The organism is Streptomyces sp. NPDC058646, assembly GCF_042716875.1.
Taxonomy (GTDB): Bacteria; Actinomycetota; Actinomycetes; order Streptomycetales; family Streptomycetaceae; genus Streptomyces.
The window spans coordinates 122798-148778 of the sequence record NZ_JBHXRK010000021.1 but is presented as its reverse complement, the minus strand read 5'-3'; the positions used below and the strand labels follow the sequence as shown (position 1 = coordinate 148778).

Sequence of the window (25981 nt, the reverse complement as noted above, 5' to 3'; positions counted from 1 at the left end):
GCCCGGGTTCGACGGCGCGCGTTGGTAGGGCCAGTCCACCCTACTGCGCCGTTCGATCACGCCGCGCCCGCGCCGCCGCCCACGACGGCGTTCCCTCCGTCTTCGGCGGCTTTGTCGCTCGGCGCCCGCGGCACCAGGGAGCCGAAGTCCCCGGTGTCGCCGAGGCGGAACACGAAGGGGCGGGTCGGCGTGTACCGGATGGCGGTGACCGAACAGGGGTCGACGTGGATGCGCTGGAAGAGGTCGAGGTGCATCCCCAGGGCGTCCGCGACAAGGGACTTGATGATGTCCCCGTGCGAGCACATCAGGAAGACGGCGTCGGCCCCGTGCTCCTCCTCCACCCGGGCGTTCCAGTCCCGCACCGCGTCGACGGCGCGCGCCTGCATGGCGCGCATGGACTCCCCGCCGGGGAAGGCCGCCGCCGAGGGATGCTGCTGGACGATCTTCATCAGGGGTTCGTCGGCGAGTTCGGAGAGCTTGCGGCCCGACCAGTCGCCGTAGTGGCACTCGCCGATCCGCTCGTCGGTGTGCAGCTCCAGCTCCGGGCGGGCGGCCAGCAGCGGTGCGAGGGTCTCCCGGCAGCGTTGCAGCGGGCTGGTGACGGCGGCGGCGACCGGCACCCCCTCCAGCCGTCCGGGCAGTGCGGCGGCCTGTTCGGCGCCGCGTTCGTCGAGGGCTACTCCCGGGGTCCATCCGGCGAGCAGCCCGGCGGTGTTGGCGGTGGACCGCCCGTGTCGTACGAGGATCAGCGTGGCCATGGGGTCAGGGTATGGCCTGTCACCGGCGTGCGGGCGGGCCGCGGGCGGGGGAGAATGCGCCCCGTGATCGTGGACCGCGCGTTGTACCGGGACGGCCGCCGCTCCGAGGGACCCGAGGACTTCTCGGACGCCCTCGACGAGGCGCGGGCGGCCGGTGACTCCTTCCTCTGGGTCGGGATGCACGAGCCGACGGAGGAGGAATTCGACCACGTCCGGGCGGAGTTCGGGCTGCACGCGCTGGCCGTGGAGGACGCGCTGACCGCACACCAGCGGCCGAAGCTGGAGGTGTACGACGACTCCCTGTTCGTCGTCCTCGAGCCCGTGCTGTACGAGGACGAGACCGACACGGTGACCACCGGCGAGCTGATGCTGTTCATCGGCGACTCGTTCGTGGTCACGGTCCGGCACGGCGAGGGGGCCCCGCTGGCCGCCGTACGCCGCCGGCTGGAGCAGGATCCCGAGCTGCTGCGGCACGGGCCTACGGCGGTGCTGTACGCGGTGTCCGACGCGGTGGTGGACCACTACATCGAGGTGGCCGCCGAGCTCCAGTCGGACCTGGAGGAGCTGGAGGCGGAGGTCTTCGCCCCGAACGCCCCGGACGGCAAGAACACCGCCGCCCGGATCTACGGGTTCAAGCGGCAGGTGCTGGAGTTCCGCCGGGCGACGAGCCCGCTGCTGCAGCCGATGGACCGGCTCGCCTTCGGGAACGTGCCCTTCGTCCACCAGGACGCCCAGCCGTTCTTCCGGGACGTCGCCGACCACCTGACCAAGGCCAACGAGTACGTCGAGGGCCTGGACCGGCTGCTGTCGGACGCGCTGGCGGCGCACCTGGCGCAGATGGGGGTCCGGCAGAACGACGACATGCGCAAGATCTCGGCCTGGGCGGCGATGGCGGCGGTCCCCACGATGGTCGCGGGGATCTACGGGATGAACTTCGACCACATGCCGGAGCTGAGGCAGCCCTGGGGGTATCCCGCCCTGGTGGTGCTCATGGTGGCCCTGTGCCTGGGCCTGCACCGGCTGTTCAAGCGACGGGGCTGGCTGTAGCCGCGGCCGTCCCGGGCCGCGCTGCCCGGGACGGCGGGGGCGTCGGGGGCTGCGGGCTAGGCGAACTCGGGGGTGGTGACCGGTGCGCCGCCGAGCGCGTCGCGCCGCTCCGGCATGCGCAGGCTCACCATCCGGTGCCAGCCGCTGAACCGCTCGTAGGCGTACATCCCGCGGATGCCCGCGGCGAGCGCCGCGGCCTTGGGCGCGGGCCAGTGCAGCAGCCGCCCCATGTGTCCCATGACGGCGAGGCTCACGTCACGGTAGACGCCGATCTCGACGAGCGCGCTCTCGCGCAGCAGCCGGTGGATGGCGGGGCCGTGCCCCTCCCGGGCCAGCCGCAGCAGCTCCTCGTGACAGTAGGACAGGTGGTTGTCCTCGTCGTGGCTGATCATGCGGATGGCCTTGCCGACCTCGGGATGGTCCCCGAAGTTCCTGACCAGCATGTCCATCTGGTCGGCGGCGCGCTGCTCGGTGACGCGGCTGTGGGCGAGGTAGACGACGATGTCCCGCTCGGTCAGCGGCTCCTCGCGTCGCAGCTTGTCGTGCGCGAGGCCGATGCCGCGCCGTTCCAGCAGCATCGTGTAGTCGGTCTCGGGCGGGACGGCGACGGGAGGCAGTCCGCGCTTGCGGAGCAGGGCGTTGAAGATCCGCCCGTGCTTGTCCTCGTCGGCGCCGTGCCGGGCGATCTTCGGGGCGAGACCGCGCATGGCTGCGGGGACCAGGGCCGCGATGCGGGCGTTCTCCCAGCCGCCCTGCGCCTCCCCGCTGGCGGCGATGGAGCAGAACAGCTGGAAGGAGTCGTCGTTGTCGACGATCTCCTGGAACAGGCTGCGGGCAGAGAGCATGCACCGAGTCAAACGCCGGTCACCGGGGCGGGCAACCGAGGGCTCGCCCCACTCGTCCGAATGAACGAACCGGGCGGATGGAACCGGGAGCGTAACCCTGCGGGCGTTCCGGGCGTTGTTGGCGGTGTCGGCCGTGGCGGGGAAGACCCCCCGAGCCCCCACCACGGCCGCAGAACCCTTTTCCCGGCGCCGGACGCGCGACGCCGGACGGTCCTCAGGCCAGTCCGGCCAGCTCCATCGCCTCGGTGCCGGCGCGCAGCGCGGCGACCCGCTCGTCCAGGGTGAAGCCGGCCGGGGCCAGCGTCAGGGTGGTGACCCCGGCGTCCGCGTAGGCCCGCATCCCGTCCGCGATCCGTTCCACGGACCCGAGCAGCGTGGTCGAGTCGATCAGCGAGTGCGGCACGGCCTGGGCGGCGCCCGTCTTGTCCCCCGCCAGGTACTTGTCCTGGATCTCGGCGGCTTCCTTCTCGTACCCCATGCGCTGGGCCAGCTGGTTGTAGAAGTTCTGCTTCCGGCTGCCCATGCCGCCCACGTACAGGGCGGTGTACGGGCGGAACATGTCCGCGAGGGCGTTCACGTCCTCGCCGAGGGCCAGCGGCACGGTCGGGCAGACGTCGAAGCCGTCCATGGTCAGTCCGGCCTTCTCACGGCCCGCCCGGATGTGGGTGAGCGCGGTGGCCTCGAGGTGCTCGGCGGCCGGGAAGATCAGCAGGGCCCCGTCGGCGATCTCGCCGGTCTGCTCCAGGTTCTTCGGTCCGATGGCGGCGATGTAGAGCGGGATGTGCTCGCGCTCGGGGTGCACGGTCAGCTTGAGCGGCTTGCCCGGGCCGCCGGGCAGCGGCAGCGTCCAGTGCTCGCCCTCGTACGAGAGGCGTTCGCGGGTCATAGCCTTGCGGACGATCTCCACGTACTCGCGGGTCCGGGCGAGCGGCTTGTCGAACTTGACGCCGTACCAGCCCTCCGAGACCTGCGGGCCCGAGACGCCGAGCCCGAGCCGGAAGCGGCCCTTGGTGAGCGAGTCCAGGGTCGCTGCGGTCATGGCCGTCATCGCGGGCTGGCGGGCCGGGATCTGGAGGATCGCCGAGCCGACGTCGATGCGCTCGGTCTGGGCCGCGACCCAGGCCAGCACGGTCGGGGCGTCGGAACCGTAGGCCTCGGCCGCCCAGCACACGTCGTAGCCCAGGCGGTCGGCCTCCTGTGCGACGGCGAGGTTGTCGGCGTCCATGCCCGCACCCCAGTACCCGAGATTGATGCCGAGCCGCATGTGTCGTCCCCTTACCGGTTTACCGATCAGTAACGTAGGTCTGCCGGGGACTGTAGCGCGCCAGGGTCCTTCGCGTCAGCGCCCCAGTAGTCTCAGCGCTCATGGAGCAGAGGCATCTCGGCCGCACCGGACTGCGCGTTTCCCGGATCGGCCTCGGCACCCTGACCTGGGGCCGCGACACCGGCGAGGACGCCGCCGCCGCACAGGTGAAGACGTTCTGGGAGTCGGGCGGCACGCTCGTCGACACGGCCGACGCGTACGGCGGCGGGGAGGCGGAGTACCTCCTCGGGCAGCTGGTCGGCGGGCTCGTCCCGCGCCGGGAGCTGGTGATCGCGACCAAGGCGGGCAGCGTCCGCGACCCGGACCGCCGGTGCGACGGCTCGCGCGGGCACCTGCTGGCCGCCCTGGACGCCTCCCTGGACCGGCTGGGGACCGACTACGTGGACCTCTGGCAGGTGCACGCCTTCGATCCGTCGACCCCGCTGGAGGAGACCCTGCAGGCGCTGGACCTGGCGGTGAGCAGCGGCCGGGCCCGGTACGCCGGGGTGGCGGGCTACTGCGGCTGGCAGCTGGCCAAGGCGGCGACCTGGCAGCTCGCGGCGCCGGGGCCGCGGACCCGGCTGGCGTCGACGCAGATGGAGTACTCCCTGCTCCAGCGGGGCGTGGAGCGGGAGGTGCTGCCGGCCGCGCTGGACCTGGGGATCGGCCTGCTGCCCGCTTCGCCGCTGGGGCGCGGGGTGCTGACGGGCAAGTACCGGGACGGCGTCCCGGCGGACTCCCGGGGCGCCTCGGAGACCCTGGCCGCCTTCGTGGAGCCGTACCTCGACGAGGCGGCGGGCCGGATCGTCGACGCGGTGGCGACGGCGGCCCAGGGGCTGGCCGTCACCCCGCTCCAGGTCGCCCTGGCATGGATCCGGGACCGGCCGGGGGTGGTGGCGCCGATCGTGGGCGCGCGGACGTCCGCGCAGCTCGCGGAGGCGCTGTCGGTGGAGGCCCTTAGTCTTCCGGAGGAGATCTGCCGGGCGCTGGACGATGTTTCGGCGCCCGTGCACCGCTATCCCGATCAGGACTGGAGCACGCTGTGAGTACGGACCGTCAGGCCGAGCCCGCTGCCGCGGAGGAAGCGGAGTTCGCGGCAGCACCGCGCGGCGCCGCGGAGGCCCGCACCCCCGCCGAGGCGGATCCGGACACCCCTGCGGCCCCGGCACAGGACGAAGCCGGCACCGACGGGGCCACCCGGCCGGGCACGGCCGCGGAGGCCGAGCCGGAGACCGGTGCGGCAGGGGACGAGCCGGAGGCGGGCCCGGAGGCGGGCCCGGAGCCGGACCCAGAGGCGTACCCCGGCCCGGAGGCGGACGCGGGCCCGGAGCAGCGCACGGACGGGAGCCCGGAGCAGGGCACGGACGGGGAGCACGAGGGGGGCGCGGAGGGCCGGCCCGGTGCGGACGCACAGCCGGGCACCGACGCGGAGGCCGAGCCGGAGTCCGGTGCGGCAGGAAGCGACCCTGAGGCGGAGACCGGGCCGCAGGCGGGCGCGGAGCCGGGCACGGCGGCCGCGGAGGCCGAGCCGGAGGCCGGTGCGGCAGGGGACGAGCCGGAGGCGGGGGCCGGGCCGCAGGCGGACGCGGGCCCGGAGCCGGGCGCCGAGCAGCAGGCGGGCGCCGGTGCCGGCGCCGGTGCCGCCGAGGCCGTCGCCGCGGCGGAGTTGAGCGAGGCGCAGGCCGAGCTGGCCGCGCAGCGGATCGAGCGGGAGCGGATCGCCCGGCGCAAGGCGGAGCGGGAGGCGCCCGTCGAGGCCGGCGCGAAGCTCAGCGGCAGGGCCGCCGACCTGCTGGCGGCCGTACGGGCCGTGGAGAGCGGTGCGAAGGCCTCCTCCGTCTCCTTCGACGAGGCCCCCGTCGCGCCCCGCAGGCCCGCCCCGGCGGCGCCCCAGCCCCGCACCCCGGTCGCGCCGCCCGCACCCGCGGAGGTCGCGCCCGGCACGGTCGACGCGGTCCGGGCCCTCCTGGTCCGCGGCGGCGCCCCCGAGGCGCTCGCCGCCGAGGCCGCCGCCGCCCTGGGCGAGGACGCCGCCGAGGCCCTCGCCGGGAACCCCTGGCGGCTGCTGTCCGTCGCCGCGGTGCGCCCGACCCAGGCGGACGGCTTCGCGCGGGCCCTGCTGGGCCCCGAGGCCGGTCCCGGGGACGCGCGGCGGACCGGAGCCCTGGTGGGCTGGCTGCTGGCCCAGGCCGCGCTCAAGGGGCACACCGCGCTGGAGGCCCCGGTCCTGCGGTCGGCGCTGGCCCAGTACGCCGTGCCGGACCCCGCCGGGGCTCTGGAGGCGGCCATCGCCGAGGGAGCGGTGCTGGTGTTCCAGGAGCCCCTCGGCCCGCCGGGCGCCGAGTACGCGGAGGGCGAGGAGGAGCCCGTACGGATCCTCGTGGGCCTGGAGGGCGCCGCCATGGACGAGGAGAGCCTGGCCGACGGCCTGGCCCGGCTCGCCAACACCTTCGACGGCGCGGCGGACTGGGACGAGGCCGCCGGGGCCGCGCCGAACCCGTCCGCGGCCGAGCTGATCCGCGCGGTCGCGGGCCACGGCCTGGTGGCCCACACCGGAGGGGAGGCCGCCCGGGCCGAGGCCTCCGCGCTGCTCGCGGCGGCCCGGGAGGCGGGCTTGCGGGCCTGCCTGGCCGCGCACGCGCCCGGCGGGCCGGACGCCGTCACGGTGGCGGGCCTGCTGTCGGGGGCCGAGGGGCCGGGACGGGACGCGGACGGGCAGTTCGCGCTGGACCTGCTCGTGGTACTGGACGCGCCGCAGCTGGACGTGGAGACCGCCGCCGCCCTGGTGGAGTCGGTCCCGGACGGCACCCGGCTGGTGCTCTCCGGGGATCCGGGCGTCCTGGGGTCCGCCGGGGCCGGGCGGGTGTTCGCCGATGTACTGGCGGCCCGCGCCTGCCCCCAGGTGGTCTCCCGCACCCCGGACCCGGGCCCGCTCGGCGAACTGGTCTCGGGGGTCGGCATCGGTGAGCTGAACCAGGTCGACGCCCCCGGCAAGGAGGTCGTCATCGTCCCGGTGCGGGACGCCGCGGAGGCGGTGCACCGCACCGTGCAGCTCGTCGCCGAGTCGGTGCCGCGGGCCTTCGGGGTCCCGGCGGACGGCGTGCAGGTGATCACCCCGGGCCACGGCGGCTCGGCGGGCACCCGGGCACTGAACGCCGCCCTCAAGGAGCGGCTGAACCCAGGCCCGGGCCGCTTCGGCGGCTTCGACCCGGGCGACCGGGTCGTCCACGTGCCCTCCCCGGGGCGGGCCGTGCCGGCCCGGGTGGTGTCGGCCGACGCGCAGGGGCTGCACCTGGATCATGCGGGCGGGCGGGTCGTCGTGCCCAAGGAGCGGGTGGACGCGCAGGTCCGGCACGGCTGGGCGGTGACGGCGCACCAGGCCGTGGGCGCGCGCTGGCCCGCGGTGGTCGTCGTACTGCCGGGTGACGCCGCCCAGGCGCTGTCGCGGGAGTGGGTGTACACGGCGTTCGGCCGGGCGGAGCGGCACCTGTCCGTGGTCCACGGAGCCGACCAGGCGCTGCCGCGGGCGGTGGCGGAGGTCCTGCCGAAGCCCCGTACGACCCGGCTGACGGGCCTGCTGAAGGCTCTGGTGGCCTCGGCGGCGGAGCAGCCGGAGTGACGGTCGCGGCCCCCGTCCGGAAGGACGGGGGCCGCGGTGTCCGGGCGGGCGCGGCTCAGGCCGGGGTCAGCCCCGGCTTCGCCGCCCCGTCCTCGGCCTCGGCGTCCTCGGCCGCTTCCTCGTCCTCGTCGAACTCGTCGTCCTCCTCGTCGAAGACGGCGCTGACGTCGAAGCGGTGCAGCACGTCCTCGGGATCGGTGTGCGCGAAGGGCGAGTCGAGCCACTCCCCCGGCTCCGCCACCTCCTCCGAGGCGGCGATCCAGAGCGTGGAATCGCCCTCCTCCAGACCGAACTCCTTGTACCGGGAGGCGATCTCGTCGGGCTCGTACTCCCCGAAGAGCACGCCCAGCGCACCGGCGGTGCCACCGCCCTGGACGAGTTCGGCGTCCCGGTCGTGTGCGGCGACGCGCTCAGCCTGGGCGATCAGCCGAGGCGGTTCGACCACCGCGTAGTCACGGCGGATGAGCACGCTGAACGCGGTGGGATCGGCGGGGCCGGTGTACGGGACTCCGTCCTCGGGGGTCGGGATCTCGAAGGGGGTGACCTCGTCGTACCGGTCGTAGAGGAGTTCGTCGTACTCCTCGGCCGCCGCGGCGAGTTCGTTGAACGCCGCGTAGACCTCCGGGTCCTCGTCCCCGGTCCGGCCCTCGACCGCGGCGAGGTGACGGTCGAGCGCGGCCTTGACCGCCTCGGCGGCGGCGCGTACCTCGGCAACAGTGGGCAGAGCGGCATCAGACATAGAGCAGACGCTATCCGTAGCAGGGCTCTGCCCGCACAATAGATGCGATGCCGGAATACGAATTTGTCGACGTGTACGTGCCTCGCGGCGTCCCTCGCAAGGAGGCGACCCGCCTGCTGACCGATCATGCCGAGTACGGGAACTGGGAGCTGGACCGCCTCACCCTGCACCGGGACGGCAGCCGCCGCGTGCGTCTGCGCCGCCGGATCATCCGCCAGGTCCGCGCGACGTGGTGACGCGGGCCCCCGGGAAGGGACCCGCGTCGTGAGGGCCGGCCGTCAGGCGGCGGCGCGGGCCCTGCGGTAGAGCACGGCTCCGGCCAGCAGGAGGCCGCCGGCGAGCGGGAGGCCCGCCGTGAGGACGTCACCGGAGCCGGTGGCCGCCAGTCCGGGCGCGGTACCGGTGCCCGGGCCGGGGTGGGTCACGGGCGTGACGGAACCCTGGCCGGGGAGGGTGGGCGTGCCCGGCGTACCCGTGCCGGGGTTGCCCGGGGTTCCCGGGGTGCCGCCCGGGTTGCCGGGCGTGGTCGGGTTGCCGGGGGTGGTCGGGTTGCCGGGCGTGGTCGGGTTCTCCGTGCCCGGCGTACCCGGGTTGCCGGGGGTGGTCGGGTTCTCGGTGCCCGGCGTACCGGGGTTGCCGGGATTCCCGCCCGGCGGCGTGCCCGGGTTGCCGGGGTTGCCCGGGTGCTCCGGGTGGTCGTCGCACGGCTCGTCCCCGCCGCCCGGGTTGCCGGGGTGGCCCGGGTTGCCGGGGTATCCCGGCTTACCGGGCTTACCCGGCTTGTGGGGCTTGCCCGGCTTGTGGGCGTGGGTGGCGCAGTGGTTCCCGAAGGCCGGGTTGAGGCCGCCCACGACCGTGACGGTGTTCCCGCAGGCGTTCACCGGCGCGTCCACGGGCGCCTGCACCGTGTTCCCGGACAGCAGGCCCGGTGAGTTCGCCGCATGCCCCGAGGCATCGGAATCCGCGTGGGCGTAGCCCCCGCCCAGTGCGAGGACACCCCCCGCGGCCGCCATGGTGATCAGGGTCTTCCTGGTGACCTGTGCCGGTCGTCGCATCTGTACTCGTCCCCTGGTGTGTACGTGGTATCGGCCGTCACCCGGCGGCCCAGCCCTCCAGGCTCCCCCGCCTGGTTCGCCGAAAAAGTGTGGGAGCCGGGCCGTAAAGCCCGGCGGCCCCGGAACGCTGGAATGCGTTCCGGGGCCAGAACTTCAGGCGCTTCAGGCGTTGATGCAGGTGTTGCCGAAAGCCGGGTTCAGCAGGCCGATCACGTTCACGGTGTTGCCGCAGACGTTCACGGGCACGTGGACCGGGACCTGGAGCACGTTGCCGGACAGGACACCGGGCGAACCGATGGCCGCACCCTGGGCACCCGCATCGGCGTGGGCCAGGCCCGCACCGGCGAGAACGAGGCCACCCGTGGCAGCCGCAGCGGCTACAACCTTCTTGATCATTTTTCCTCCTAGTAGGCAATGCGGTCCCAGCCGCGGACCGCACCACCTGTAACGAGGAGGGATCACCGGGGCTACGAGCGTATGAGCGCATTCACTCTTCTCAGTGGAATGCGCACACCGATCCGAATCTCAGGCGTTGTCAATGAATCGGTCGAGCACCCGCGTGCCGAACTTCAGCCCCTCGACCGGAACCCGCTCGTCCACTCCGTGGAACATGCCGGCGAAGTCCAGCTCCGGCGGGAGCTGGAGCGGCGCGAAGCCGAAGCAGCGGATGCCGAGGTCGTCGAAGGACTTGGCGTCCGTACCGCCCGAGAGCATGTACGGGACGGCCCGCGCGATCGGGTCCTCCGCCTTCAGGGCGCTCTGCATGGCGTCGACGAGCTTCCCGTCGAAGTCCGTCTCCAGGGCCTTGTCCCCGTGCACGTCCTCCCGCTTCACGCGCGGGCCGAGGATCCGGTCGAGGTCGGCGAAGAACTCCTCCTCGTAGCCCGGCAGGAAGCGGCCGTCGACGTGCGCGGTGGCCTGCCCGGGGACGACGTTGACCTTGTAGCCGGCGCCCAGCATGGTCGGCGCCGCCGAGTTCCGCAGGGTCGCGCCGACCATCTTGGCGATCCCGCCGAGCTTGGCCAGCGTCGCGTCCATGTCGTCCGGGTCCAGTGGGGTCCCGAGGGCGTCCGAGAGCTCGTCCAGGAAAGACCGTACGGTCTTGGTCACGCGCACCGGCCACTGGTGGCGGCCCAGGCGTCCCACGGCCTCGCACAGCTCCGTGACGGCGTTGTCGTTGTTGGTCATGGAGCCGTGGCCCGCGGTGCCCTCCACCGTGAGCCGCATCCAGTGCATGCCCTTCTGGGCGGTCTCGACGAGGTAGAGCCGCAGGTTCTCGTTGACGGTGAAGGAGAACCCGCCGACCTCGCCGATCGCCTCGGTCACGCCCTCGAAGAGCCCCGGGTGCTTGTCCACCAGGTGCCGCGCCCCGTACAGGCCGCCGGCCTCCTCGTCGGCGAGGAAGGCCAGGACGATGTCCCGCGGGGGTTTGCGGCCGCTGCGCATCCGGTCGCGCACGACGGCCAGCGTCATCGCGTCCATGTCCTTCATGTCGACGGCGCCGCGGCCCCACAGGCAGCCGTCGGCGATCTCTCCCGCGAAGGGGTCGTACGTCCAGTCGGCGGCGTCGGCGGGGACCACGTCGGTGTGTCCGTGGATCAGCAGCGCCGGCCGCGACGGGTCCTCGCCCTCGATCCGCGCGACGGTCGAGGCCCGCCCCTTGTGCGATTCGAAGATCTTCGGCTCCAGCCCGACCTCCGCGAGCTTCTCGGCGACCCACTCGGCAGCCTTGCGCTCGCCCGGGCCCGAGTGGTCCCCGTAGTTGCTGGTGTCGATCCGGATGAGGTCCCGGCAGAGGTCGACGACCTCGTCCTCGCCGGAGACGGTCCTGCCCGCGCTCGACTCGCTCACGTGCTTCCTCCCACTGATCAGTACCGAACTGCTGCCATCCTCCCCCTCCGGACCCTTCTCCCCAAGGGCGATCCCCGGCCGTCGGGGGGTGTGATCGAGGCCCCCGGAATGTTTGGTAATGTTTTCCACGTCGGAACGGCCCGCGAGGGACGCGAGACAGACACCTTGTCCGGGTGGCGGAATGGCAGACGCGCTAGCTTGAGGTGCTAGTGCCCTTTATCGGGCGTGGGGGTTCAAGTCCCCCCTCGGACACTTACGGCAGAAGGCCGGTCGGAATCTTCCGACCGGCCTTCTGCGTTCCCGTCCACCGCTGCCGCGGGAAGGGTGATCACCGTCACGGCGAGGGCGGGGCAGGCTCCGCCGCCGGCCGGCCGGACTCGGCCGACGGCCCCGTCGGCGCCCGCGGTGGCGGGATCAGTACGGGCGGCCCGTCCAGCAGCGCGGTCCCGAGCTCGCCCGCGAGCAGCCGGTGCGTTCCGTGCCAGGTCGGCACCGGGGCCACGTGTCGGCGCATGGCCGCCCGGTCGGAGGCGTGCAGGACCGCGTAGACGAGGAAGCCCAGCACGAGGACCGTGGCGATGAGTGCATAGATCGGCATGTAGGCCAGGTCGAACATGGAGCGCTGCTCGTCCACCTCGCTGGCGTTGATCCCGAAGAAGGCGAAGAGCAGGCCCAGGGTCGCCGTCACGGTGGTGACGAAGGTGACGGCGACGACGGTCCGCACCCTGCGCCGGTCCCCCGCCCGCAGCTCGGCGGATTCCACCGACGTCAGTTCGGCCGCTGTGGCGTTGCCGAGGCGCTGGAGCGTCTGACTGACGGCAGAGGCTCGTTCGGTGAGGCCCATGGCCTCGTAGAGCGCCGCATGGTAGGACGTCGGCCGCAGGGAGGGAATGAGTGTCGCCAGATCTGCGGGGATCTCGACGCTGTATCCGAGCTCCAGCTCCAGGTGTCCTTGTGCCATCGTGATGCGTTCGAGCAGGGTGCGCCGTTCGTGCGGGCGGGTGGCGCCGTCGGCACGGGCGCGGAAGCGGCGTGCGTACGATTCGGCCAGTACGCGGATCTCCCGCAGGCGGGCGGCGGAAGCGACGGCTTGGACCGCCGACAGGAACGCGGCGTTCTCCACGTAGTCCTGATGTCCAGTCAACAAGCTGACATAAGGACCGAGGACACCGGAGGTGGTCGGTCGCCGGTTGAGTTCGTCCGGCGCGCACAGCACGTCGAGCCCGGCTCGCGTGGGCAGGTCGGCCCGGTAGATGATCCGCTGCGCTTCGTCGCGCGACGGCACGTCGGCGGCGGTGGGTGACGCCCGGAAGACGAGCTGGTGCCGCTCGGGAAGCAGCCCTGAGGATTCCGCGCCGATGCGGGACGCTGCGAGCTGCTCCAGCCCCGTGCCGTCGAAGGTGACATCGGCGTAGTACAGGTCCTCCAGGAGCGGGATGCAACGGAGCAGCGGAGCGTCCAGGTCGAGGGTCAAGGCGAGCAGGATCTGCCCGGACGGCGCCGTGAACTGCCAGAGGGTCGCCAGCGTCGGCAGCACCCCGCCGGCGGCGCCCCATCTGCGGGCTGCGAACCGGGACGCGTCCAGGCGCTCACGGTGCAGAACGCGCGGGAATTGATCCGCATGACGGTCGTAGGCGGTGGCGAGCCGTCCCAGGTTCAGCAGAGCGGAGGGAGGCCGGAAGGCCTCTTCCGCGCCGCCGTCGTCCGTGTCGGGGGCATAGGTCCACGAGGTGGCGTACACCGTGGTCAGACGAGTGCCGATGCGTGACACGTACGGGTCGAAGGGGATGGCGGGCGGTACGGGCTCGGCAGCAGCGGGGCCGGGCTCAGAGGGCGTGCCATCGTGCCGCATCGTCCCCCCTTCGCAGCGAGTCCATCCGGAGGGTGAACTCGGCAGCGGCGGCCGGCGAGTGCGGGACGTTCTGCATCAGCCAGGTCGTCATCCCCAGCTCACGCACCGTGCGCAGGATCCGATAGCCGGAATGCTGGGTGACGTCCGCCCCGTAGACGGCACAGAATTCCCCGTACTCGGCGGGCCCGAGTCCGAACCGGGCCGCGGCCGTGGCCGTGGGCAGCAGATCCCACATGCGCGGGCCCCGCGCCACGGCCTCGTAGTCGATGAGCAGAACCCGGTCGCCGCGGCGCAGCAGATTGCCCCGGTGCGCGTCCCCGTGTACGAACCCGACGGCGGGGTCCGACTCGACAAGGTCGTGGAAGGCTGCCTCGCTGTCCTCGCAGGACGCCGCCAGGAACTCCAGGTCCTTCTCTCCGACCGCCCCGTCACCACGGGCGGGGCCGTCCGCGCCGGCCTCCCGAAGCCGGTCCCGCATGAGGGGGAACGGGTTGAGCTCCGGGAGCGGGAAGTCCGGCTGAGGCAGTGCGTGCAGGTCGCGCAGGAGGACCGCCAGATCGAACAGGCCGGGGTCACGCGGAGCAGGGGCCACGTACTCCCAGAAGGTGACCAGACGCCCCTCGGCGGACACGGGCTGCGGGAATTCGTCCCGAGGCGGCAGACCCGGAAAGCCCTGCGCCACCAGCCACCGCGCGGTCGCAAGCTCCTTCTCCACCTTGTCCGTGAGGCCGTCGGAACGCGCGACCCGGTACACCAGGTTCTGCACGGGACTGGCGAAGAGGGCGTTCTCGCCGATTCTCAGCAACTCGAGATCGCGGGGCTGCGGTGCGCCTGCGGCGTCGACGGCCACCAGAACGGCACGCCTGGCAGAAGCTTCGGTGAACGGTGCCTGATCCGAGGGAAGTTGAGATCGATTCATAGGCGGATCAGCTTCACCAGCAAGCGAAGGAGTGTCAAGGGGCTCCGGGACGCCGCGGGGCCGGTGCGGTGGCGGAGCAGATGCGACCGGCCCCCGCCCCCGCAGGTCGGGGCAGGGGCCGGCAGATGGCCTGTACGGGTCAGTTCCGGGCGGCCGCGAGGGCGGCTACGCGGCGGCGGACCAGGTACCAGCCGCCGACCAGGGCCGCGGCGATGAGCGGGACGCACATGACCGTCGTGCGGCCGACGCCGCCGTCGCACCACATCAGCACCAGGACGGTGGCGAGGAAGACCAGGGTGACGATCTGGGTGTACGGGGCCCAGGGCAGGCGGTAGCCGGGGCGTTCGACCTTGCCCTCGCGGGCGCGGCGCCAGAAGAAGAGGGAGCAGAGCATGACCATGCCCCAGGTGCCGAGGATGCCGAGCGAGGCGAAGTTCAGGACGATCTCGAAGGCGTCCTTCGGCATGAAGTAGTTCAGGCCGACGCCCGCGATGCCGAATGCGGCGGTGAAGAGCACGCCGCCGTACGGCACCTTGCCCTTGTTCATGACGCCGGTGAACTTCGGGGCGGAGCCCGACATGGCCATCGAGCGCAGGATCCGGCCGGTGGAGTACAGGCCGGAGTTCAGGCTGGACAGGGCGGCCGTCAGGACGACCAGGTTCATGACGCCCGCGGCTCCGGGGACGCCGAGCTTGTCGAAGACCGTGACGAAGGGGCTCTGGCCGGAGGAGTACGCCGTGTACGGGAGCAGCAGGGCGAGCAGGACGACGGAGCCGACGTAGAAGAGGCCCACGCGCCACATGATCGAGTTGATCGCCTTCGGCATGATCTTCTCGGGGTTCTCGGTCTCGCCGGCGGCGACTCCGCAGAGCTCGACGGAGGCGTACGCGAAGACCACGCCCTGGATCACGAGGAGCATGGGAAGCATGCCGGAGGGGAAGATGCCGCCGTTGTCCGTGATGGTGGACAGGCCCGGGGTGTGGCCGCCGATCTCGTGGCTGGTGGCGACGAGGTAGATGCCGACGAGCAGGAAGATCACCAGGGCGGCGACCTTGACCAGGGAGAACCAGAACTCCATCTCGCCGAAGTACTTCACCGAGATCAGGTTCGCGGTGAGGACGACGGCCAGGGCGATGAAGGCGAGCACCCACTGGGGGACGTCGGTGAACATCGACCAGAAGTGGGCGTAGGTCGCGGCGGCCGTGATGTCGGCCACAGTGGTCGTGGACCAGTTCAGGAAGTACAGCCAGCCGGCCGTGTAGGCGCCCTTCTCCCCCATGAACTCACGGGCGTAGGAGACGAAGGCTCCGGAGGACGGGCGGTAGAGGACGAGCTCGCCGAGGGCCCGGACGACGAAGAAGGCGAAGATTCCGCACACCGCGTAGGCGATGGCGAGGGAGGGGCCGGCTCCTGCGAGGCGGCCGCCGGCTCCTAGGAACAGGCCGGTGCCTATTGCCCCGCCGATCGCGATCATGTTGATGTGGCGGGACTTGAGGTCCTTGCTGTAGCCCTCGTCACCGGCGTCGACATGGCGGGAAGACGCCGGGGCGGGAGCCTCGGTCAAGGTGCGGTCACTCATGTATGACTTCGCCTTCGTGGGGGTCGGGGCAGGCAGGCCCGGAACGGGCCGCAGGGGAGCTGGGTGGTGTCCCCTGTGCCACGGTCCGGTGAATTTTGTCGACCCAGGAGACCATGAGGCTCCGCCACCCGCCAAAATCGGCCCCCTGCGCACCGAAGCCCCCGTCGACCTTGGAAACGGTCGTCGGGGGCTTCGCAGGGGCTGGAAAGCGAGGTCAGTCGCGCGGAGTGGCCTCTGCCGCCTGGTCGAGACGGAAGGCTTCGTTGCCGAGGCCGATGCGGGCGTGCACCTCCGGGCGGCGGCTGCGCAGCAGTGCTCCGTACAGCAGGCCGACGATCACGGCGGCCCCGATGATGCCGGGCAGGACCCAGCTGAGCGCGGAGCCCTCGGCGGCGCCGACCAGGACGCCGAAGTCCTTGACCGTGTAGGCGGCGATGCCGAGCAGGGCGAGGCCGGCCGCTCCGGCGGCGACGAGCCGCCACACCTGGGCCCCGGCGGTGCCGCGCCGGACGAAGAAGGCGATCACGGCGAAGGAGGCGGCGGCCATGAGAAGGGTCACGCCGAGGGCTCCCACGCTGCCCATCCAGGTGAACAGGTGCAGGACGGGGGCGGTGGGGTCGCCGGCGGGCATGTCGTCGGTCACGGCGAAGGCGATCACGACGACGGTGGCGACGGCGGTCTGGAGGAGGGAGCCGGTGCCGGGGGCGCCGGTGCCCGCGTTGGTGCGGCCGAACGCGGCCGGGAGCAGGCCCTCGCGGCCCATGGCGAAGGCGTAGCGGGCGACGACGTTGTGGAAGCTGAGCATGGCCGCGAACATGCCGGTCACGAAGAGGACGTGCAGGACGTCGGTGAAACCGGTGCCGAGGCGGGTCTCGGTGAGCTGGAAGAGCAGCCCGGGGCCGGCCTCGGCGGAGGTCTTGACGACCTCGGCGGGGCCGGTGGCGACGGTGAGGGCCCAGGCGCTGAAGGCGAAGAAGAGGGCGACGAAGCCGACGGCGAGGAACATCACGCGGGAGACGACGATGTGCGGCTTGCTGGTCTCCTCGGCGTACACCGGGGACTGCTCGAAGCCGACGAAGGCGGCGATGCAGAAGCAGAGGGCGGTGCCGAGGCCGGCTCCGCCGAGGGTCTCGGGGTTGAAGGCGTGCAGCGAGAGGCCTTCGGGGCCGGGCTCGGAGAGGGCGGCGACGTCGAAGACCACGACGAGGGCGCACTCGATGAGGAGGAGGACGCCGAGGACCTTCGCGTTGAGGTCGATCTTGAGCCAGCCGAGTGCGCCGGTGACGGCGACCGCGGCCAGGGCGGGTATCCACCAGGCGAGTTCGACGTCCAGGTAGGCGGCGAAGAGGCCGGACACCTCGAAGCCGAGGATGCCGTAGACGCCGACCTGCATGGCGCTGTACGCGACGAGGGCGACGAGCGAGGCACCCGCTCCGGCGGTGGGGCCGAGGCCGCGGGCGATGTAGGCGTAGAAGGCGCCGGCGTTGTGGACGTGGCGGCTCATCTCGGCGTAGCCGACGCTGAAGAGCGCGAGGACGATGCCGAGGACGACGAAGAGCAGGGGCTGGCCGACCACTCCCATGACCCCGAAGGTCGTGGGCATGACACCTGCGACCACCATCAGGGGGGCGCTGGCGGCGAGTACGGAGAGCAGCAGGCCGGCCGTCCCGAGGCGGTCGGCCCGCAGGGCCCGGTCCTGGCCCTTGTACGTGCTGATCTCGGGTGCGGCTGGGAGCGTGGTGGATCTGCCCGTCGGCATGGCGCCGTCCTTTCGGGTGGGGTGCTTCGGGTCTCCGGGCCCTTCCGGGGAAGGGGTCAAGCGGTGCCGAGCGCGGCGCTGCGCGCGGCGAGGAAGGCCTTGTGCGGGTCCAGGTCCGGGTAGGACCAGGGGGCGCGGGTGGCGTGGCTGCCGATGCGGTGGAAGAGGGCGGCGGCCTCTGCCGGGCGGCCCTCGCACAGCTTGGCGTGGGCGAGGAAGTTGAGGTCGACCCGGTTGCGGGGGTGGTCCTCGCGCTCCCATTCGAGCCACCAGTCGAAGGCGGAGCGCAGCACCTGGCGGGCGCGGCGGCCGGACCAGTGCTGGGCGGCGCTGCTGAAGGTGTGGCCGTGGGTGGCGGCGAGCACCCGGTAGCGCTCGGCGTGCGCGATGACGGGGAGGACGGCGAGCGGCGAGTCCGCCGGGGACTCCTCGGCGGCCCAGGCGGCGAAGTCGTAGACCTCGTGGAGGGGGTCGTGGCCGGCGGCGGGGGTGCGTTCCGCCAGTTTGGCGACCATCAGGTGGTGGGCGTGGTGGTGCTCGCGGTGGCGGGCCCGGACCTGGTCGAAGTGGCGGCTGAACTCCTCCTCGGTGCCGAAGGCGCGGGAGAGGAGCAGCAGGGCGAGCCAGGGGGTGGGGTCGGCGGGCAGCAGCGCGGCGGCCCGGCGGCAGGCTTCCTCGGCGGCGTCGGGCGAGCCCTTGCGGCGCAGCGCGGTGAAGACGGCGGCGCAGGCCAGGAGGGTGGCGGCGTCGGCGCTCTCAGGTTCGGCCAGCAGCCACTCGCGGGCCCAGGCGGTGGCGGCCGGGGTCTCGGCGAGGACGACGACGCGGTGGCTGCGGCGGTCCCAGTCGTCGCCGGTGCCGACGAGCAGGGAGCGGGCCCGGGACCAGCGCCCCTGGCTGAACTGGGCTCGTACGTCGACCAGTTCGGCGTCGCACAGGGCCGGGTCGAAGAACTGGGCATCCCGCTTGCGGGCGCGGCCGAGGGGCGGCGGAGGCGGGGACATCCGCGGGTTTCCCTCCAGGGCGCGGGCGGACGGGGCGAGCGGTGGCCTGAAAACATGCATGATGCACATGCCTGGTGCGGTCGGTCGGATGTTCGGGGGATCGTGCCGGTGAGCGAACCGGTGATCACGGACAGCAAAGCGGTACGCGCAGCTCCGCGTCAAGGTCCAGTCCACTGCGTGGCGGGTTTCAACTGGGTGCCGAACGGTCATAGTTGAGCCCGCGGTACCGGCTCGGGGCAGCTGGCGCCCGGTCGCGTAGGGTCTGGCCATGGACTCGACGAAGGATCTTCCTCCCTACCTGCTGGGCTTCCCCGGACCGCTGCGCGACCAGCTGGTGGCAGCCGTGCTGAGCGGGGCGAAGACCTCGACGACCGGCCTGCTGCCCGAGTACGAGGCGGAGGGGGAGCCGCTCCCCGAGGCGGGGCAGCGGGCGCTGCTGGTGGACTCGCAGGAGCAGCCGGTGGCCGTCGTGGAGGTGACCGGGGTCCGCGTGGTGCGGCTGGCCGACGTGGACCTGCGGCACGCGCTCGACGAGGGCGAGGGGTACGCGTCAGTGGCCGAATGGCGTGCCGGGCACGAGCGCTTCTGGCACAGCGCTCCGGTCCGCGAGGTGCTCGGGGATCCGCACTACACGGTGGACGACGACACGCTGGTGGTGGCCGAGCGGTTCCGCGTCGTGGAGCGGCTGGCCTGAAATCCCGCCCGGCGGACCGCACTGGCGGGACCGGACTGGCGGGACCGTCCGGGCCCGCCGGGTCGGGCGGATCCGGCAGCCCGGCCAGCCCCCTCAGCCCCGTCAGCCCCCTCAGCCCCGTCAGGCGACCGCGCGGGCGGCTGCGCGGCCGGCCGCGCGGCCGGAGAAGAGGCAGCCGCCGAGGAAGGTGCCCTCCAGGGCCCGGTAGCCGTGCACCCCGCCGCCGCCGAAGCCGGCCGCCTCGCCCGCCGCGTAGACGCCGGGCAGGGGCTCCCCGTCGGGCGTCAGGACGCGCGAGGAGAGGTCGGTCTCCAGCCCGCCCAGGGATTTGCGGGTCAGGATCGACAGCCGTACCGCGATCAGCGGTCCGGCCGCGGGGTCCAGGATCCGGTGCGGGGCGGCCGTGCGGATCAGCTTGTCGCCGAGGTACTTGCGCGCCCCGTGGATCGCCGTCACCTGGAGGTCCTTGGTGAAGGGGTTGGCGATCTCCCGGTCCCGCGAGGTGATGACCCGGCGCAGGGCGGCCTCGTCGATCAGGTCCTCCTCGGTGACGGCGTTCATCCCGCGGACCAGGGCGGACAGGTCGCGCTCGACGACGAAGTCCGCGCCGTGCTCCATGAAGGAGCGGACGGGGGCGGGGACGGCCAGCCGCGCGCGGTTGATGACGTCGCGGACCGATCGGCCGGTCAGGTCGGGGTTCTGCTCGGATCCGGAGAGGGCGAACTCCTTGCCGATGATGCGCTGGTTGAGGACGAACCAGGTGTGGTCGTGGCCGGTCCTCATGATGTGGTCGAGGGTGCCGAGGGTGTCGAAGCCGGGGAAGAGCGGTACGGGCAGCCGCTTGCCCGTGGCGTCCAGCCAGAGCGAGGAGGGGCCGGGCAGGATGCGGATGCCGTGGCGGGCCCAGACGGGGTCCCAGTTCTGGATGCCCTCGGTGTAGTGCCACATCCGGTCCTTGTTGATGTGGCTGGCGCCGGCCGCCTCCGTGATGCCGAGCATCAGTCCGTCCACGTGTGCGGGGACGCCGGCGAGCATCCGCTCGGGCGGGGTGCCGAGCCGGGCCGGCCACTGCGCGCGCACGAGGTCGTGGTTGCCGCCGATGCCGCCGCTCGTCACGATCACGGCCTGGGCCCGGAGGGAGAACGCGCCGGTGGCCTCGCGGCTGCTCGCGGTGCCCCGTACGGCGCCGGAGGGCTCCAGGACCTCGCCCGTCACGGTGTCCACGGCGCCCGCGGTGCGGGACAGGCCGGTGACCCGGTGCCGGAACCTCAGCTGCACCAGTCCGCGGGCCACGCCGGCCCTGACCCGCCGCTCGAAGGGCTCGACCAGGCCGGGTCCGGTGCCCCAGGTGATGTGGAAGCGGGGGACGGAGTTGCCGTGGCCGTCGGCGTCGTAGCCGCCGCGCTCCGCCCAGCCGACCACCGGGAAGAAGCGGACCCCCTGCGCGTGCAGCCAGGGCCGCTTCTCGCCCGCCGCGAAGTCCACGTAGGCCTCGGCCCAGCGGCGCGGCCAGGCGTCCTCCTCGCGGTCGAAACCGGCGGTACCGGTCCAGTCCTGGAGGGCGAGGTCGCGGCTGTCCTTGATCCGCATCCGGCGCTGTTCGGGCGAGTCCACGAAGAAGAGCCCGCCGAAGGACCAGTGCGCCTGGCCGCCGATGGACTGCTCCGGCTCCTGGTCGAGCAGGATGACCTTGCGGCCCGCGTCGACGAGCTCGGCGGTGGCCGCGAGACCCGCGAGGCCCGCCCCGATCACGATCACGTCTGCGTCGTACGTCATGCGCTACCCGTCCTCCGTCGGTGGTGGGGCAGATCCTTGGCTACGGAGCGGTAACCAGTCAACAGCGGTGGTTGGATGAGCAGGTGAGTGCCGCTGATGAAGTACTGGACGTGGTGGACCGGGACGACCGGGTGACGGGGCGCGCGCCGCGGGGCGAGGTGTACGCGCGCGGCCTGATCCACCGCTGCGTGTTCGTGCAGGCCAGGGATGCGCGGGGGCGGATCTTCGTCCACCGGAGGACCGCGTCGAAGCTGGTCTTCCCGGCGCACTACGACATGTTCGTGGGCGGGGTGCTGGGCGCGGGGGAGGACTACGCGTCGGCGGCCCTGCGGGAGGCCGGGGAAGAGCTGGGCGTGTCCGGGCTGCCGCAGCCCGAGCCGCTCTTCAAGTTCCTGTACGAGGGTCCGGTCGGGGCCTGGTGGTCGTACGTGCACGAGGTGCGGTGCGAGCTGCCCGTGGCTCCGCAGGCCTCGGAGGTGGCCTGGCACGCCTGGCTGTCCGAGGAGGAACTGGCGGCGCGGGTGGCCGGCGGGGACTGGGACTGGGTGCCGGACGGGCTGGAGGCGTACCGGCGGCTGCGCGCGTACCGGGAGCAGCGCCAGTAGATTGACCGGGTGATCGACTTCGTCAGGGACGTGCGGCTCTGGTTCGCGCCGGAGCGGGTGAAGGACGAGGGCGAGACCCCCGACTACCGGTTCTCGCTCGCCAACGAGCGGACCTTCCTGGCCTGGATCCGGACCGCGCTGGCCCTGGTGGGCGGCGGGTTCGCGGTGGACCAGTTCCTGCCGGACCTGCGGTGGGGGGTGCGGGTCGGGATGGCGCTCGCGCTGCTGGCGGTGGGTGGTGCCTGTGCGCTGCGGGCGGTCAACCACTGGATGCGGTGCGAGCGGGCGATGCGGCGCGGGGAGGACCTGCCGCTGTCGCGGTTCCCGGTGGTGCTGAGCCTGGGGGTGGGGCTGGTGGCCGTCGTGATGATGCTGGTGGTGGCGCTGGGCTGGACGACCGGGCGGTGAGCGGCTCCGCCGTTCCCGGGGAGGGGCGCGACGCCGGGCTCCAGCCGGAGCGGACCCGGATGGCGTGGCGGCGTACGACGCTGACCTGCTCGGTCGTGGCGGTGCTGGCGCTGCGGCAGGCTCTGCGCGGGTCGGGGGCGCCGGTGGAGGTCGTGGGGGCCTCGGTGACCGCGCTGGTCTGGGTGGCCTTCCTCGCGGTGGCGCACCAGCGGATGCGGGCGCTGGCCGCGGACCGGCCGGCCGCGCTGCCGCGGCGGGCGGCGCTGGCGGTGGTGTCCTGCACGCTGGCCCTGGCGGTGTTCGCGGTGGCCGTGCTCCTGTGAGGCGGCGGGACGGGGGGCGGGTCCGGGCGGTGCGCGGTCCGTCCGAACCGGAACACGCCCACACCCATGCATCCGCTCCATAACGGGTGATCTCCGACGTTACGGACTAGCCTCGGCCCCATGACGACCCTGCACCACGAGCACCCGACGCACGAGCACGCCCACGGCCCCGGCTGCGGCCACACCGAGGTCGACCACGGCGACCACGTGGACTACGCGCACGACGGCCACCTCCACCGGCAGCACGCCGGCCACTGGGACGAGTGCGAGCCCTCGGGGCACACCCCCCACGACGGCCACACGCACGTCCACGGCTCCGACTGCGGACACGAGTCCGTCCCGCACGGCGACCACGTCGACTACCTCCACGACGGCCACCGGCACGCCGCGCACGACGGTCACTTCGACGACCACTGAGCCCTTTCCGGGCAGGTTCCGCCCCGCCCTCCCCCGGGGCCGCGCCGGCTGGCAGGATGCCGTTCACCTGTCGGAGCGACCCGGGGAGCGCACAGTTGGCCGCCGAAGATCCGTACGTCGTGCAGCCCGCGGCGGGGGTGTACGCGTACGTCCAGCCCGACGGCGGCTGGTGCCTCAACAACGCCGGATTCGTCAGCGACGGCGGCCGCACCCTGCTCGTCGACACCGCCGCCACCCAGCGGCGGGCACTCGCCCTGCGCGAAGCCGTCTCGGCGGCCGGGGCCCCGATGCCGCGCACGGTGGTGAACACCCACCACCACGGCGACCACACCTACGGGAACGGCGTCTTCGCACCCGGGGCGCTGGTCCTCGGCCACGAACGCGCGCGGGCCGAGCAGCTGGCCGCCGGGCACCAGCTGGAGATGATCTGGCCGGGGACGGACTTCGGCGCGATGGAGATCACCGCGCCCGACGTCACCTACAGCGACCGGATGACCCTGTACGTCGGGGCGACCGAGGTGCAGGTGATCCACCCGGGCACCGCACACACCACGGGCGACTCGATCGTCTGGCTGCCGCGGCAGCGGGTCGTCTTCACCGGGGACCTGGTCTTCGCCCAGGGCACGCCCTTCCTCGCGATGGGCTCGCTGGCCGGTTCGCTGCGGGCCCTGGAGCTGCTGCGGTCGCTGGGGGCGGAGACCGTCGTACCGGGCCACGGGCCGCTGACCGACCCTTCCGCGTACGAGTCGACCGAGCGGTACCTGCGGTACGTGGACGCACTCGCCCGGGAGGGCCGGGCGAAGGGGCAGACCCCGCTGGAGGTCGCCCGGCAGGCCGACCTGGGCGAGTTCGCGGCCTGGCGGGAGGGCGAACGGCTGGTGGCGAATCTGCACCGGGCCTACGCGGAGCTGGCCGGGGAGCCGGAGGGCGCCCCGCTGGACATCCTGGCGGTGCTCGGGGACATGACGGTGATGAACGGCGGGACGCCGCTCCTCTGCCACGCCTGACCCCGGCCGGACCGAGGACTCCGAGCAGTTCCCCGGGTCCGCACTCTGGACGGCATACCGACTGGTCGGCATGATGGCTCACGGACAACCGATGTCGTCACAGCACGGAGGTGCGCACCATGAGCTCAGCCGAACCGCGGGGCCTCGACCTGGAAGGGCTGCGCCGGCATCTCGACGCCGTGCGGCCCGGACTCGTGGCCGGCGAGCTGCGCGGCCGGCTGATCGAGGGCGGGCGGTCCAACCTCACGTACGAGGTCACCGACGGCGCTGCCCGCTGGGTGGTGCGCAGGCCTCCGCTCGGGCACGTCCTGGCCACCGCGCACGACATGCGGCGTGAGCACCGGGTGATCGAGGCCCTGCACGGCACGGCCGTGCCGGTGCCCGAGCCGCTGCTGCTGTGCGAGGACGAGGCCGTGCTGGGGGCGCCGTTCTACGTCATGGAGTACGTGGACGGGGTGCCGTACCGCACGGCCGGCCAGCTCGCGTCGATCGGCCCCGAGCGCACCCGGCGGGCCGTGCTGGGCCTCGTGGACACCCTGGTCGAGCTGCACGCCGTGGACCCGCAGGCGGTGGGACTGGGCGACTTCGGGCGGCCCGAGGGCTTCCTCGACCGGCAGCTGCGCCGCTGGGGCAAGCAGCTCGCGGCCTCGCGGGGCCGCGAGCTGCCCGGGATCGACGAGCTGCACGGATCGCTGGGCCGGGCGCTGCCCGACTCCCCCGCCCCGACCGTGGTGCACGGGGACTTCCGCCTCGACAACGTCCTGATCGGCGGCCCGGACGACCGGATCCGGGCGGTGCTGGACTGGGAGATGTCCACGCTCGGCGATCCGCTGACCGACCTGGGGCTGCTGGTGATGTACAGCTCCGACCTGGGCCTGACCGACTCCCCCGTCAGCACCACGAGCGGCGCTCCGGGCCATCCGGGCCCCGCCGAGCTGATCGAGCGGTACGCGGCCCGCTCCGGCCGGGACACCGGCGCCATCGCCTGGTACACGGCCTTCGCCTGGTTCAAGCTCGCGGTGATCCTCGAGGGCATCCACTACCGCTTCACGCTCGGGCAGACCGTCGGCGCCGGCTTCGACCGCATCGGCGAGCTGGTGCCCGTCTTCATCGAGCACGGACTGACCACTCTTCAGGAACCGCAGGAAGGCTGAGGCATCCCACCCATGGACTTCGCATTCGACACCCGGACCGAGGAACTCCGCGAGCGGCTGCTCGCGTTCATGGAGGAGTACGTCTACCCGGCGGAACCCGTCGCCGCCGAGCAGCGCGCACGGCTGGCCTCACCCTGGGACACCCCGGCCGTCTTCGGTGAACTGAAGGCCGAGGCGCGCCGCCAGGGGTTGTGGAACCTCTTCCTGCCGGACGCCGAGCACGGCGCCGGGCTGACCAACCTCCAGTACGCCCCGCTGGCGGAGATCACCGGCCGCAGTCCGCACCTGGCCCCGACGGCGACCAACTGCGCGGCCCCGGACACCGGGAACATGGAGCTGCTCGCCCAGTTCGGGGACGAGCAGCAGAAGAAGCAGTGGCTGCAACCGCTGCTGGCGGGCGGGATCCGCTCCGCGTTCGCGATGACCGAGCCCGAGGTGGCCTCCTCGGACGCGACGAACATCGAGACCCGGATCGAGCGGTCCGCCGACGGGTCCGCGTACGTGGTCACCGGGCGCAAGTGGTTCATCTCCGGCGCCATGAACCCGGACTGCAAGGTCTTCATCGTGATGGGCAAGACGGACCCGCACGGCGCCGATCCGCGCCGCCAGCAGTCGATGGTCCTGGTCCCCCGGGACACCCCCGGGGTCGAGGTGCGCCGGGCCATGACCGTGTACGGGTACGAGGACCACGACCACGGCGGGCACGCCGAGGTGGTCTTCGACGGTGCGCGGGTCCCGGCCGGGAACCTGATCGGCGGGGAGGGGGACGGTTTCGCCATCGCCCAGGCCCGGCTCGGCCCGGGGCGGATCCACCACTGCATGCGGCTGATCGGCATGGCGGAGCGGGCCGTCGAGCTGATGTGCCGGCGGGCGGTGGAGCGTACGGCCTTCGGCAAGCCGCTGGCCGCGCAGGGCGTCGTGCAGAACTGGATCGCGGACGCCCGGGTGACCGTCGAGCAGCTCCGGCTGCTGGTGCTGAAGACGGCCTGGCTGATGGACACCGTGGGCAACCGGGGTGCGCACACGGAGATCCAGGCCATCAAGATCGCCACTCCGCGGGCGGTGGTGCGGATCCTGGACGACGCGGTGCAGCTGCACGGCGCGGGCGGGGTGAGCCAGGACTTCCCCCTCGCCGAGCTGTGGGCGGCGGCGCGGACGCTGCGCCTGGCGGACGGGCCGGACGAGGTCCACCAGCGCTCGCTGGCGCGGCGGGAGCTGAAGCGCTACATGTAGCGGCGGGGCCCTCGCGGCCCGCAGGTCCAGCCCC

Annotated in this window: 25 protein-coding genes and 1 tRNA gene; 13 read left to right on the top strand and 13 right to left on the bottom strand. The window is 72.9% G+C overall.

The features are described 5' to 3' along the window. Positions 1 to 56 precede the first annotated feature (56 nt). Complete coding sequence (locus ACFWUZ_RS25005) at positions 57 to 758, bottom strand: histidine phosphatase family protein (protein WP_384376943.1); 702 nt, start codon at positions 756 to 758, stop codon at positions 57 to 59. 54 nt (positions 759 to 812) lie between these two features. On the opposite strand from ACFWUZ_RS25005, the gene ACFWUZ_RS25000 reads away from it, so the two are divergent. Continuing rightward, positions 813 to 1805, top strand: a complete 993-nt coding sequence (locus tag ACFWUZ_RS25000) for a magnesium and cobalt transport protein CorA (RefSeq protein WP_384376940.1) — start codon at positions 813 to 815, stop codon at positions 1803 to 1805. A 56-nt stretch (positions 1806 to 1861) separates the two neighbouring features. Here the strand turns inward: ACFWUZ_RS25000 and ACFWUZ_RS24995 are convergent, their stop codons facing one another. Together ACFWUZ_RS24995 and ACFWUZ_RS24990 are read right to left on the bottom strand one after the other, a co-directional pair. Beyond that, on the bottom strand, positions 1862 to 2650 hold the full coding sequence (locus ACFWUZ_RS24995; protein WP_384376937.1) for a ferritin-like domain-containing protein: 789 nt from the start codon (positions 2648 to 2650) through the stop codon (positions 1862 to 1864). Between the two features lie 214 nt (positions 2651 to 2864). Then, positions 2865 to 3914, bottom strand: coding sequence for an LLM class F420-dependent oxidoreductase (locus tag ACFWUZ_RS24990; protein ID WP_384376934.1), 1050 nt, complete (start codon positions 3912 to 3914; stop codon positions 2865 to 2867). 101 nt (positions 3915 to 4015) lie between these two features. Here ACFWUZ_RS24990 and ACFWUZ_RS24985 point away from each other — a divergent pair, with 101 nt between their 5' ends. After that, positions 4016 to 4999, top strand: a complete 984-nt coding sequence (locus tag ACFWUZ_RS24985) for an aldo/keto reductase (RefSeq protein ID WP_384376931.1) — start codon at positions 4016 to 4018, stop codon at positions 4997 to 4999. Further along, positions 4996 to 7572, top strand: a complete 2577-nt coding sequence (locus tag ACFWUZ_RS24980) for an ATP-binding domain-containing protein (RefSeq protein WP_384376928.1) — start codon at positions 4996 to 4998, stop codon at positions 7570 to 7572. Before ACFWUZ_RS24985 ends, ACFWUZ_RS24980 begins: the two co-directional genes overlap by 4 nt. Before the next feature lie 55 nt (positions 7573 to 7627). On the opposite strand, the gene ACFWUZ_RS24975 is transcribed toward ACFWUZ_RS24980, so the two are convergent. After that, positions 7628 to 8311, bottom strand: coding sequence for a hypothetical protein (locus tag ACFWUZ_RS24975; RefSeq protein ID WP_384376925.1), 684 nt, complete (start codon positions 8309 to 8311; stop codon positions 7628 to 7630). A 47-nt stretch (positions 8312 to 8358) separates the two neighbouring features. Between ACFWUZ_RS24975 and ACFWUZ_RS24970 the strand changes: the two genes are divergently transcribed. Further along, complete coding sequence (locus tag ACFWUZ_RS24970; protein ID WP_031146791.1) at positions 8359 to 8547, top strand: DUF5703 family protein; 189 nt, start codon at positions 8359 to 8361, stop codon at positions 8545 to 8547. A 42-nt stretch (positions 8548 to 8589) separates the two neighbouring features. Here the strand turns inward: ACFWUZ_RS24970 and ACFWUZ_RS24965 are convergent, their stop codons facing one another. From ACFWUZ_RS24965 to ACFWUZ_RS24955, 3 genes are all read right to left on the bottom strand, one after another. Beyond that, entirely contained in the window at positions 8590 to 9366 is a 777-nt protein-coding gene (locus ACFWUZ_RS24965) for a chaplin (RefSeq protein ID WP_384376922.1), read from the bottom strand. Positions 9367 to 9528: 162 nt separating this feature from the next. Then, on the bottom strand, positions 9529 to 9762 hold the full coding sequence (chpH, locus tag ACFWUZ_RS24960) for a chaplin ChpH (RefSeq protein WP_384376919.1): 234 nt from the start codon (positions 9760 to 9762) through the stop codon (positions 9529 to 9531). A 129-nt stretch (positions 9763 to 9891) separates the two neighbouring features. Further along, positions 9892 to 11217, bottom strand: a complete 1326-nt coding sequence (locus ACFWUZ_RS24955; protein WP_384376916.1) for a M20/M25/M40 family metallo-hydrolase — start codon at positions 11215 to 11217, stop codon at positions 9892 to 9894. 167 nt (positions 11218 to 11384) lie between these two features. Here ACFWUZ_RS24955 and ACFWUZ_RS24950 point away from each other — a divergent pair. After that, positions 11385 to 11469 (top strand) — tRNA-Leu (locus ACFWUZ_RS24950). Between the two features lie 82 nt (positions 11470 to 11551). On the opposite strand, the gene ACFWUZ_RS24945 is transcribed toward ACFWUZ_RS24950, so the two are convergent. The 5 genes from ACFWUZ_RS24945 to ACFWUZ_RS24925 all read right to left on the bottom strand — a co-directional run bounded on the left by ACFWUZ_RS24945 (position 11552) and on the right by ACFWUZ_RS24925 (position 18330). After that, on the bottom strand, positions 11552 to 13069 hold the full coding sequence (locus ACFWUZ_RS24945; protein ID WP_384376913.1) for a hypothetical protein: 1518 nt from the start codon (positions 13067 to 13069) through the stop codon (positions 11552 to 11554). Continuing rightward, positions 13044 to 13874, bottom strand: coding sequence for an aminoglycoside phosphotransferase family protein (locus ACFWUZ_RS24940; RefSeq protein ID WP_384376910.1), 831 nt, complete (start codon positions 13872 to 13874; stop codon positions 13044 to 13046). Before ACFWUZ_RS24940 ends, ACFWUZ_RS24945 begins: the two co-directional genes overlap by 26 nt. Before the next feature lie 253 nt (positions 13875 to 14127). Continuing rightward, complete coding sequence (locus ACFWUZ_RS24935; RefSeq protein WP_384376907.1) at positions 14128 to 15567, bottom strand: amino acid permease; 1440 nt, start codon at positions 15565 to 15567, stop codon at positions 14128 to 14130. Between the two features lie 214 nt (positions 15568 to 15781). Next, positions 15782 to 17326: an APC family permease gene (locus tag ACFWUZ_RS24930; RefSeq protein ID WP_384376904.1), complete on the bottom strand. Its 1545-nt coding sequence runs from the start codon at positions 17324 to 17326 to the stop codon at positions 15782 to 15784. A gap of 56 nt (positions 17327 to 17382) precedes the next feature. Further along, positions 17383 to 18330 carry a hypothetical protein gene (locus ACFWUZ_RS24925; RefSeq protein WP_384376901.1) on the bottom strand — a complete coding sequence of 316 codons (948 nt, stop codon included), beginning with the start codon at positions 18328 to 18330 and terminating at the stop codon, positions 17383 to 17385. A gap of 268 nt (positions 18331 to 18598) precedes the next feature. Here ACFWUZ_RS24925 and ACFWUZ_RS24920 point away from each other — a divergent pair, with 268 nt between their 5' ends. Continuing rightward, positions 18599 to 19024 carry an ASCH domain-containing protein gene (locus tag ACFWUZ_RS24920; RefSeq protein ID WP_384376898.1) on the top strand — a complete coding sequence of 142 codons (426 nt, stop codon included), beginning with the start codon at positions 18599 to 18601 and terminating at the stop codon, positions 19022 to 19024. A 120-nt stretch (positions 19025 to 19144) separates the two neighbouring features. On the opposite strand, the gene ACFWUZ_RS24915 is transcribed toward ACFWUZ_RS24920, so the two are convergent. Continuing rightward, positions 19145 to 20800 carry an FAD-binding dehydrogenase gene (locus tag ACFWUZ_RS24915; RefSeq protein ID WP_384376895.1) on the bottom strand — a complete coding sequence of 552 codons (1656 nt, stop codon included), beginning with the start codon at positions 20798 to 20800 and terminating at the stop codon, positions 19145 to 19147. Between the two features lie 83 nt (positions 20801 to 20883). Here ACFWUZ_RS24915 and ACFWUZ_RS24910 point away from each other — a divergent pair, with 83 nt between their 5' ends. From ACFWUZ_RS24910 to ACFWUZ_RS24880, 7 genes are all read left to right on the top strand, one after another. Next, a complete protein-coding gene (locus ACFWUZ_RS24910) occupies positions 20884 to 21405 on the top strand; it encodes an NUDIX hydrolase (RefSeq protein WP_384376892.1) in 522 nt (173 codons plus the stop codon). Positions 21406 to 21414: 9 nt separating this feature from the next. Beyond that, a complete protein-coding gene (locus tag ACFWUZ_RS24905) occupies positions 21415 to 21813 on the top strand; it encodes a YidH family protein (protein ID WP_384376889.1) in 399 nt (132 codons plus the stop codon). After that, complete coding sequence (locus ACFWUZ_RS24900) at positions 21810 to 22136, top strand: DUF202 domain-containing protein (RefSeq protein ID WP_384376886.1); 327 nt, start codon at positions 21810 to 21812, stop codon at positions 22134 to 22136. Before ACFWUZ_RS24905 ends, ACFWUZ_RS24900 begins: the two co-directional genes overlap by 4 nt. A gap of 120 nt (positions 22137 to 22256) precedes the next feature. Then, a complete protein-coding gene (locus ACFWUZ_RS24895) occupies positions 22257 to 22553 on the top strand; it encodes a hypothetical protein (RefSeq protein ID WP_384376883.1) in 297 nt (98 codons plus the stop codon). 95 nt (positions 22554 to 22648) lie between these two features. Further along, on the top strand, positions 22649 to 23560 hold the full coding sequence (locus ACFWUZ_RS24890) for an MBL fold metallo-hydrolase (protein WP_384376880.1): 912 nt from the start codon (positions 22649 to 22651) through the stop codon (positions 23558 to 23560). Positions 23561 to 23679: 119 nt separating this feature from the next. Further along, entirely contained in the window at positions 23680 to 24714 is a 1035-nt protein-coding gene (locus tag ACFWUZ_RS24885; RefSeq protein WP_384376877.1) for a phosphotransferase family protein, read from the top strand. Positions 24715 to 24726: 12 nt separating this feature from the next. Then, the gene (locus ACFWUZ_RS24880) at positions 24727 to 25947 is read left to right on the top strand and encodes an acyl-CoA dehydrogenase family protein (protein WP_384376874.1); all 1221 of its coding nucleotides are present in this window, start codon (positions 24727 to 24729) and stop codon (positions 25945 to 25947) included. Positions 25948 to 25981 lie beyond the last annotated feature (34 nt).

What these genes read in the sequence shown, in the direction of transcription:
- ACFWUZ_RS24975 (WP_384376925.1), bottom strand. Translation starts at nt 8,311, where the DNA reads ATGTCTGATGCCGCTCTGCCCACTGTTGCCGAGGTACGCGCCGCCGCC.
- ACFWUZ_RS24915 (WP_384376895.1), bottom strand. Translation starts at nt 20,800, where the DNA reads ATGACGTACGACGCAGACGTGATCGTGATCGGGGCGGGCCTCGCGGGT.
- ACFWUZ_RS24925 (WP_384376901.1), bottom strand. Translation starts at nt 18,330, where the DNA reads ATGTCCCCGCCTCCGCCGCCCCTCGGCCGCGCCCGCAAGCGGGATGCC.
- ACFWUZ_RS24945 (WP_384376913.1), bottom strand. Translation starts at nt 13,069, where the DNA reads ATGCGGCACGATGGCACGCCCTCTGAGCCCGGCCCCGCTGCTGCCGAG.
- ACFWUZ_RS24930 (WP_384376904.1), bottom strand. Translation starts at nt 17,326, where the DNA reads ATGCCGACGGGCAGATCCACCACGCTCCCAGCCGCACCCGAGATCAGC.
- ACFWUZ_RS24920 (WP_384376898.1), top strand. Translation starts at nt 18,599, where the DNA reads ATGGACTCGACGAAGGATCTTCCTCCCTACCTGCTGGGCTTCCCCGGA.
- ACFWUZ_RS24970 (WP_031146791.1), top strand. Translation starts at nt 8,359, where the DNA reads ATGCCGGAATACGAATTTGTCGACGTGTACGTGCCTCGCGGCGTCCCT.
- ACFWUZ_RS24935 (WP_384376907.1), bottom strand. Translation starts at nt 15,567, where the DNA reads ATGAGTGACCGCACCTTGACCGAGGCTCCCGCCCCGGCGTCTTCCCGC.
- ACFWUZ_RS24880 (WP_384376874.1), top strand. Translation starts at nt 24,727, where the DNA reads ATGGACTTCGCATTCGACACCCGGACCGAGGAACTCCGCGAGCGGCTG.
- ACFWUZ_RS24885 (WP_384376877.1), top strand. Translation starts at nt 23,680, where the DNA reads ATGAGCTCAGCCGAACCGCGGGGCCTCGACCTGGAAGGGCTGCGCCGG.
- chpH (WP_384376919.1), bottom strand. Translation starts at nt 9,762, where the DNA reads ATGATCAAGAAGGTTGTAGCCGCTGCGGCTGCCACGGGTGGCCTCGTT.
- ACFWUZ_RS25000 (WP_384376940.1), top strand. Translation starts at nt 813, where the DNA reads ATGCGCCCCGTGATCGTGGACCGCGCGTTGTACCGGGACGGCCGCCGC.
- ACFWUZ_RS24985 (WP_384376931.1), top strand. Translation starts at nt 4,016, where the DNA reads ATGGAGCAGAGGCATCTCGGCCGCACCGGACTGCGCGTTTCCCGGATC.
- ACFWUZ_RS24965 (WP_384376922.1), bottom strand. Translation starts at nt 9,366, where the DNA reads ATGCGACGACCGGCACAGGTCACCAGGAAGACCCTGATCACCATGGCG.
- ACFWUZ_RS24995 (WP_384376937.1), bottom strand. Translation starts at nt 2,650, where the DNA reads ATGCTCTCTGCCCGCAGCCTGTTCCAGGAGATCGTCGACAACGACGAC.
- ACFWUZ_RS24990 (WP_384376934.1), bottom strand. Translation starts at nt 3,914, where the DNA reads ATGCGGCTCGGCATCAATCTCGGGTACTGGGGTGCGGGCATGGACGCC.
- ACFWUZ_RS25005 (WP_384376943.1), bottom strand. Translation starts at nt 758, where the DNA reads ATGGCCACGCTGATCCTCGTACGACACGGGCGGTCCACCGCCAACACC.
- ACFWUZ_RS24895 (WP_384376883.1), top strand. Translation starts at nt 22,257, where the DNA reads ATGACGACCCTGCACCACGAGCACCCGACGCACGAGCACGCCCACGGC.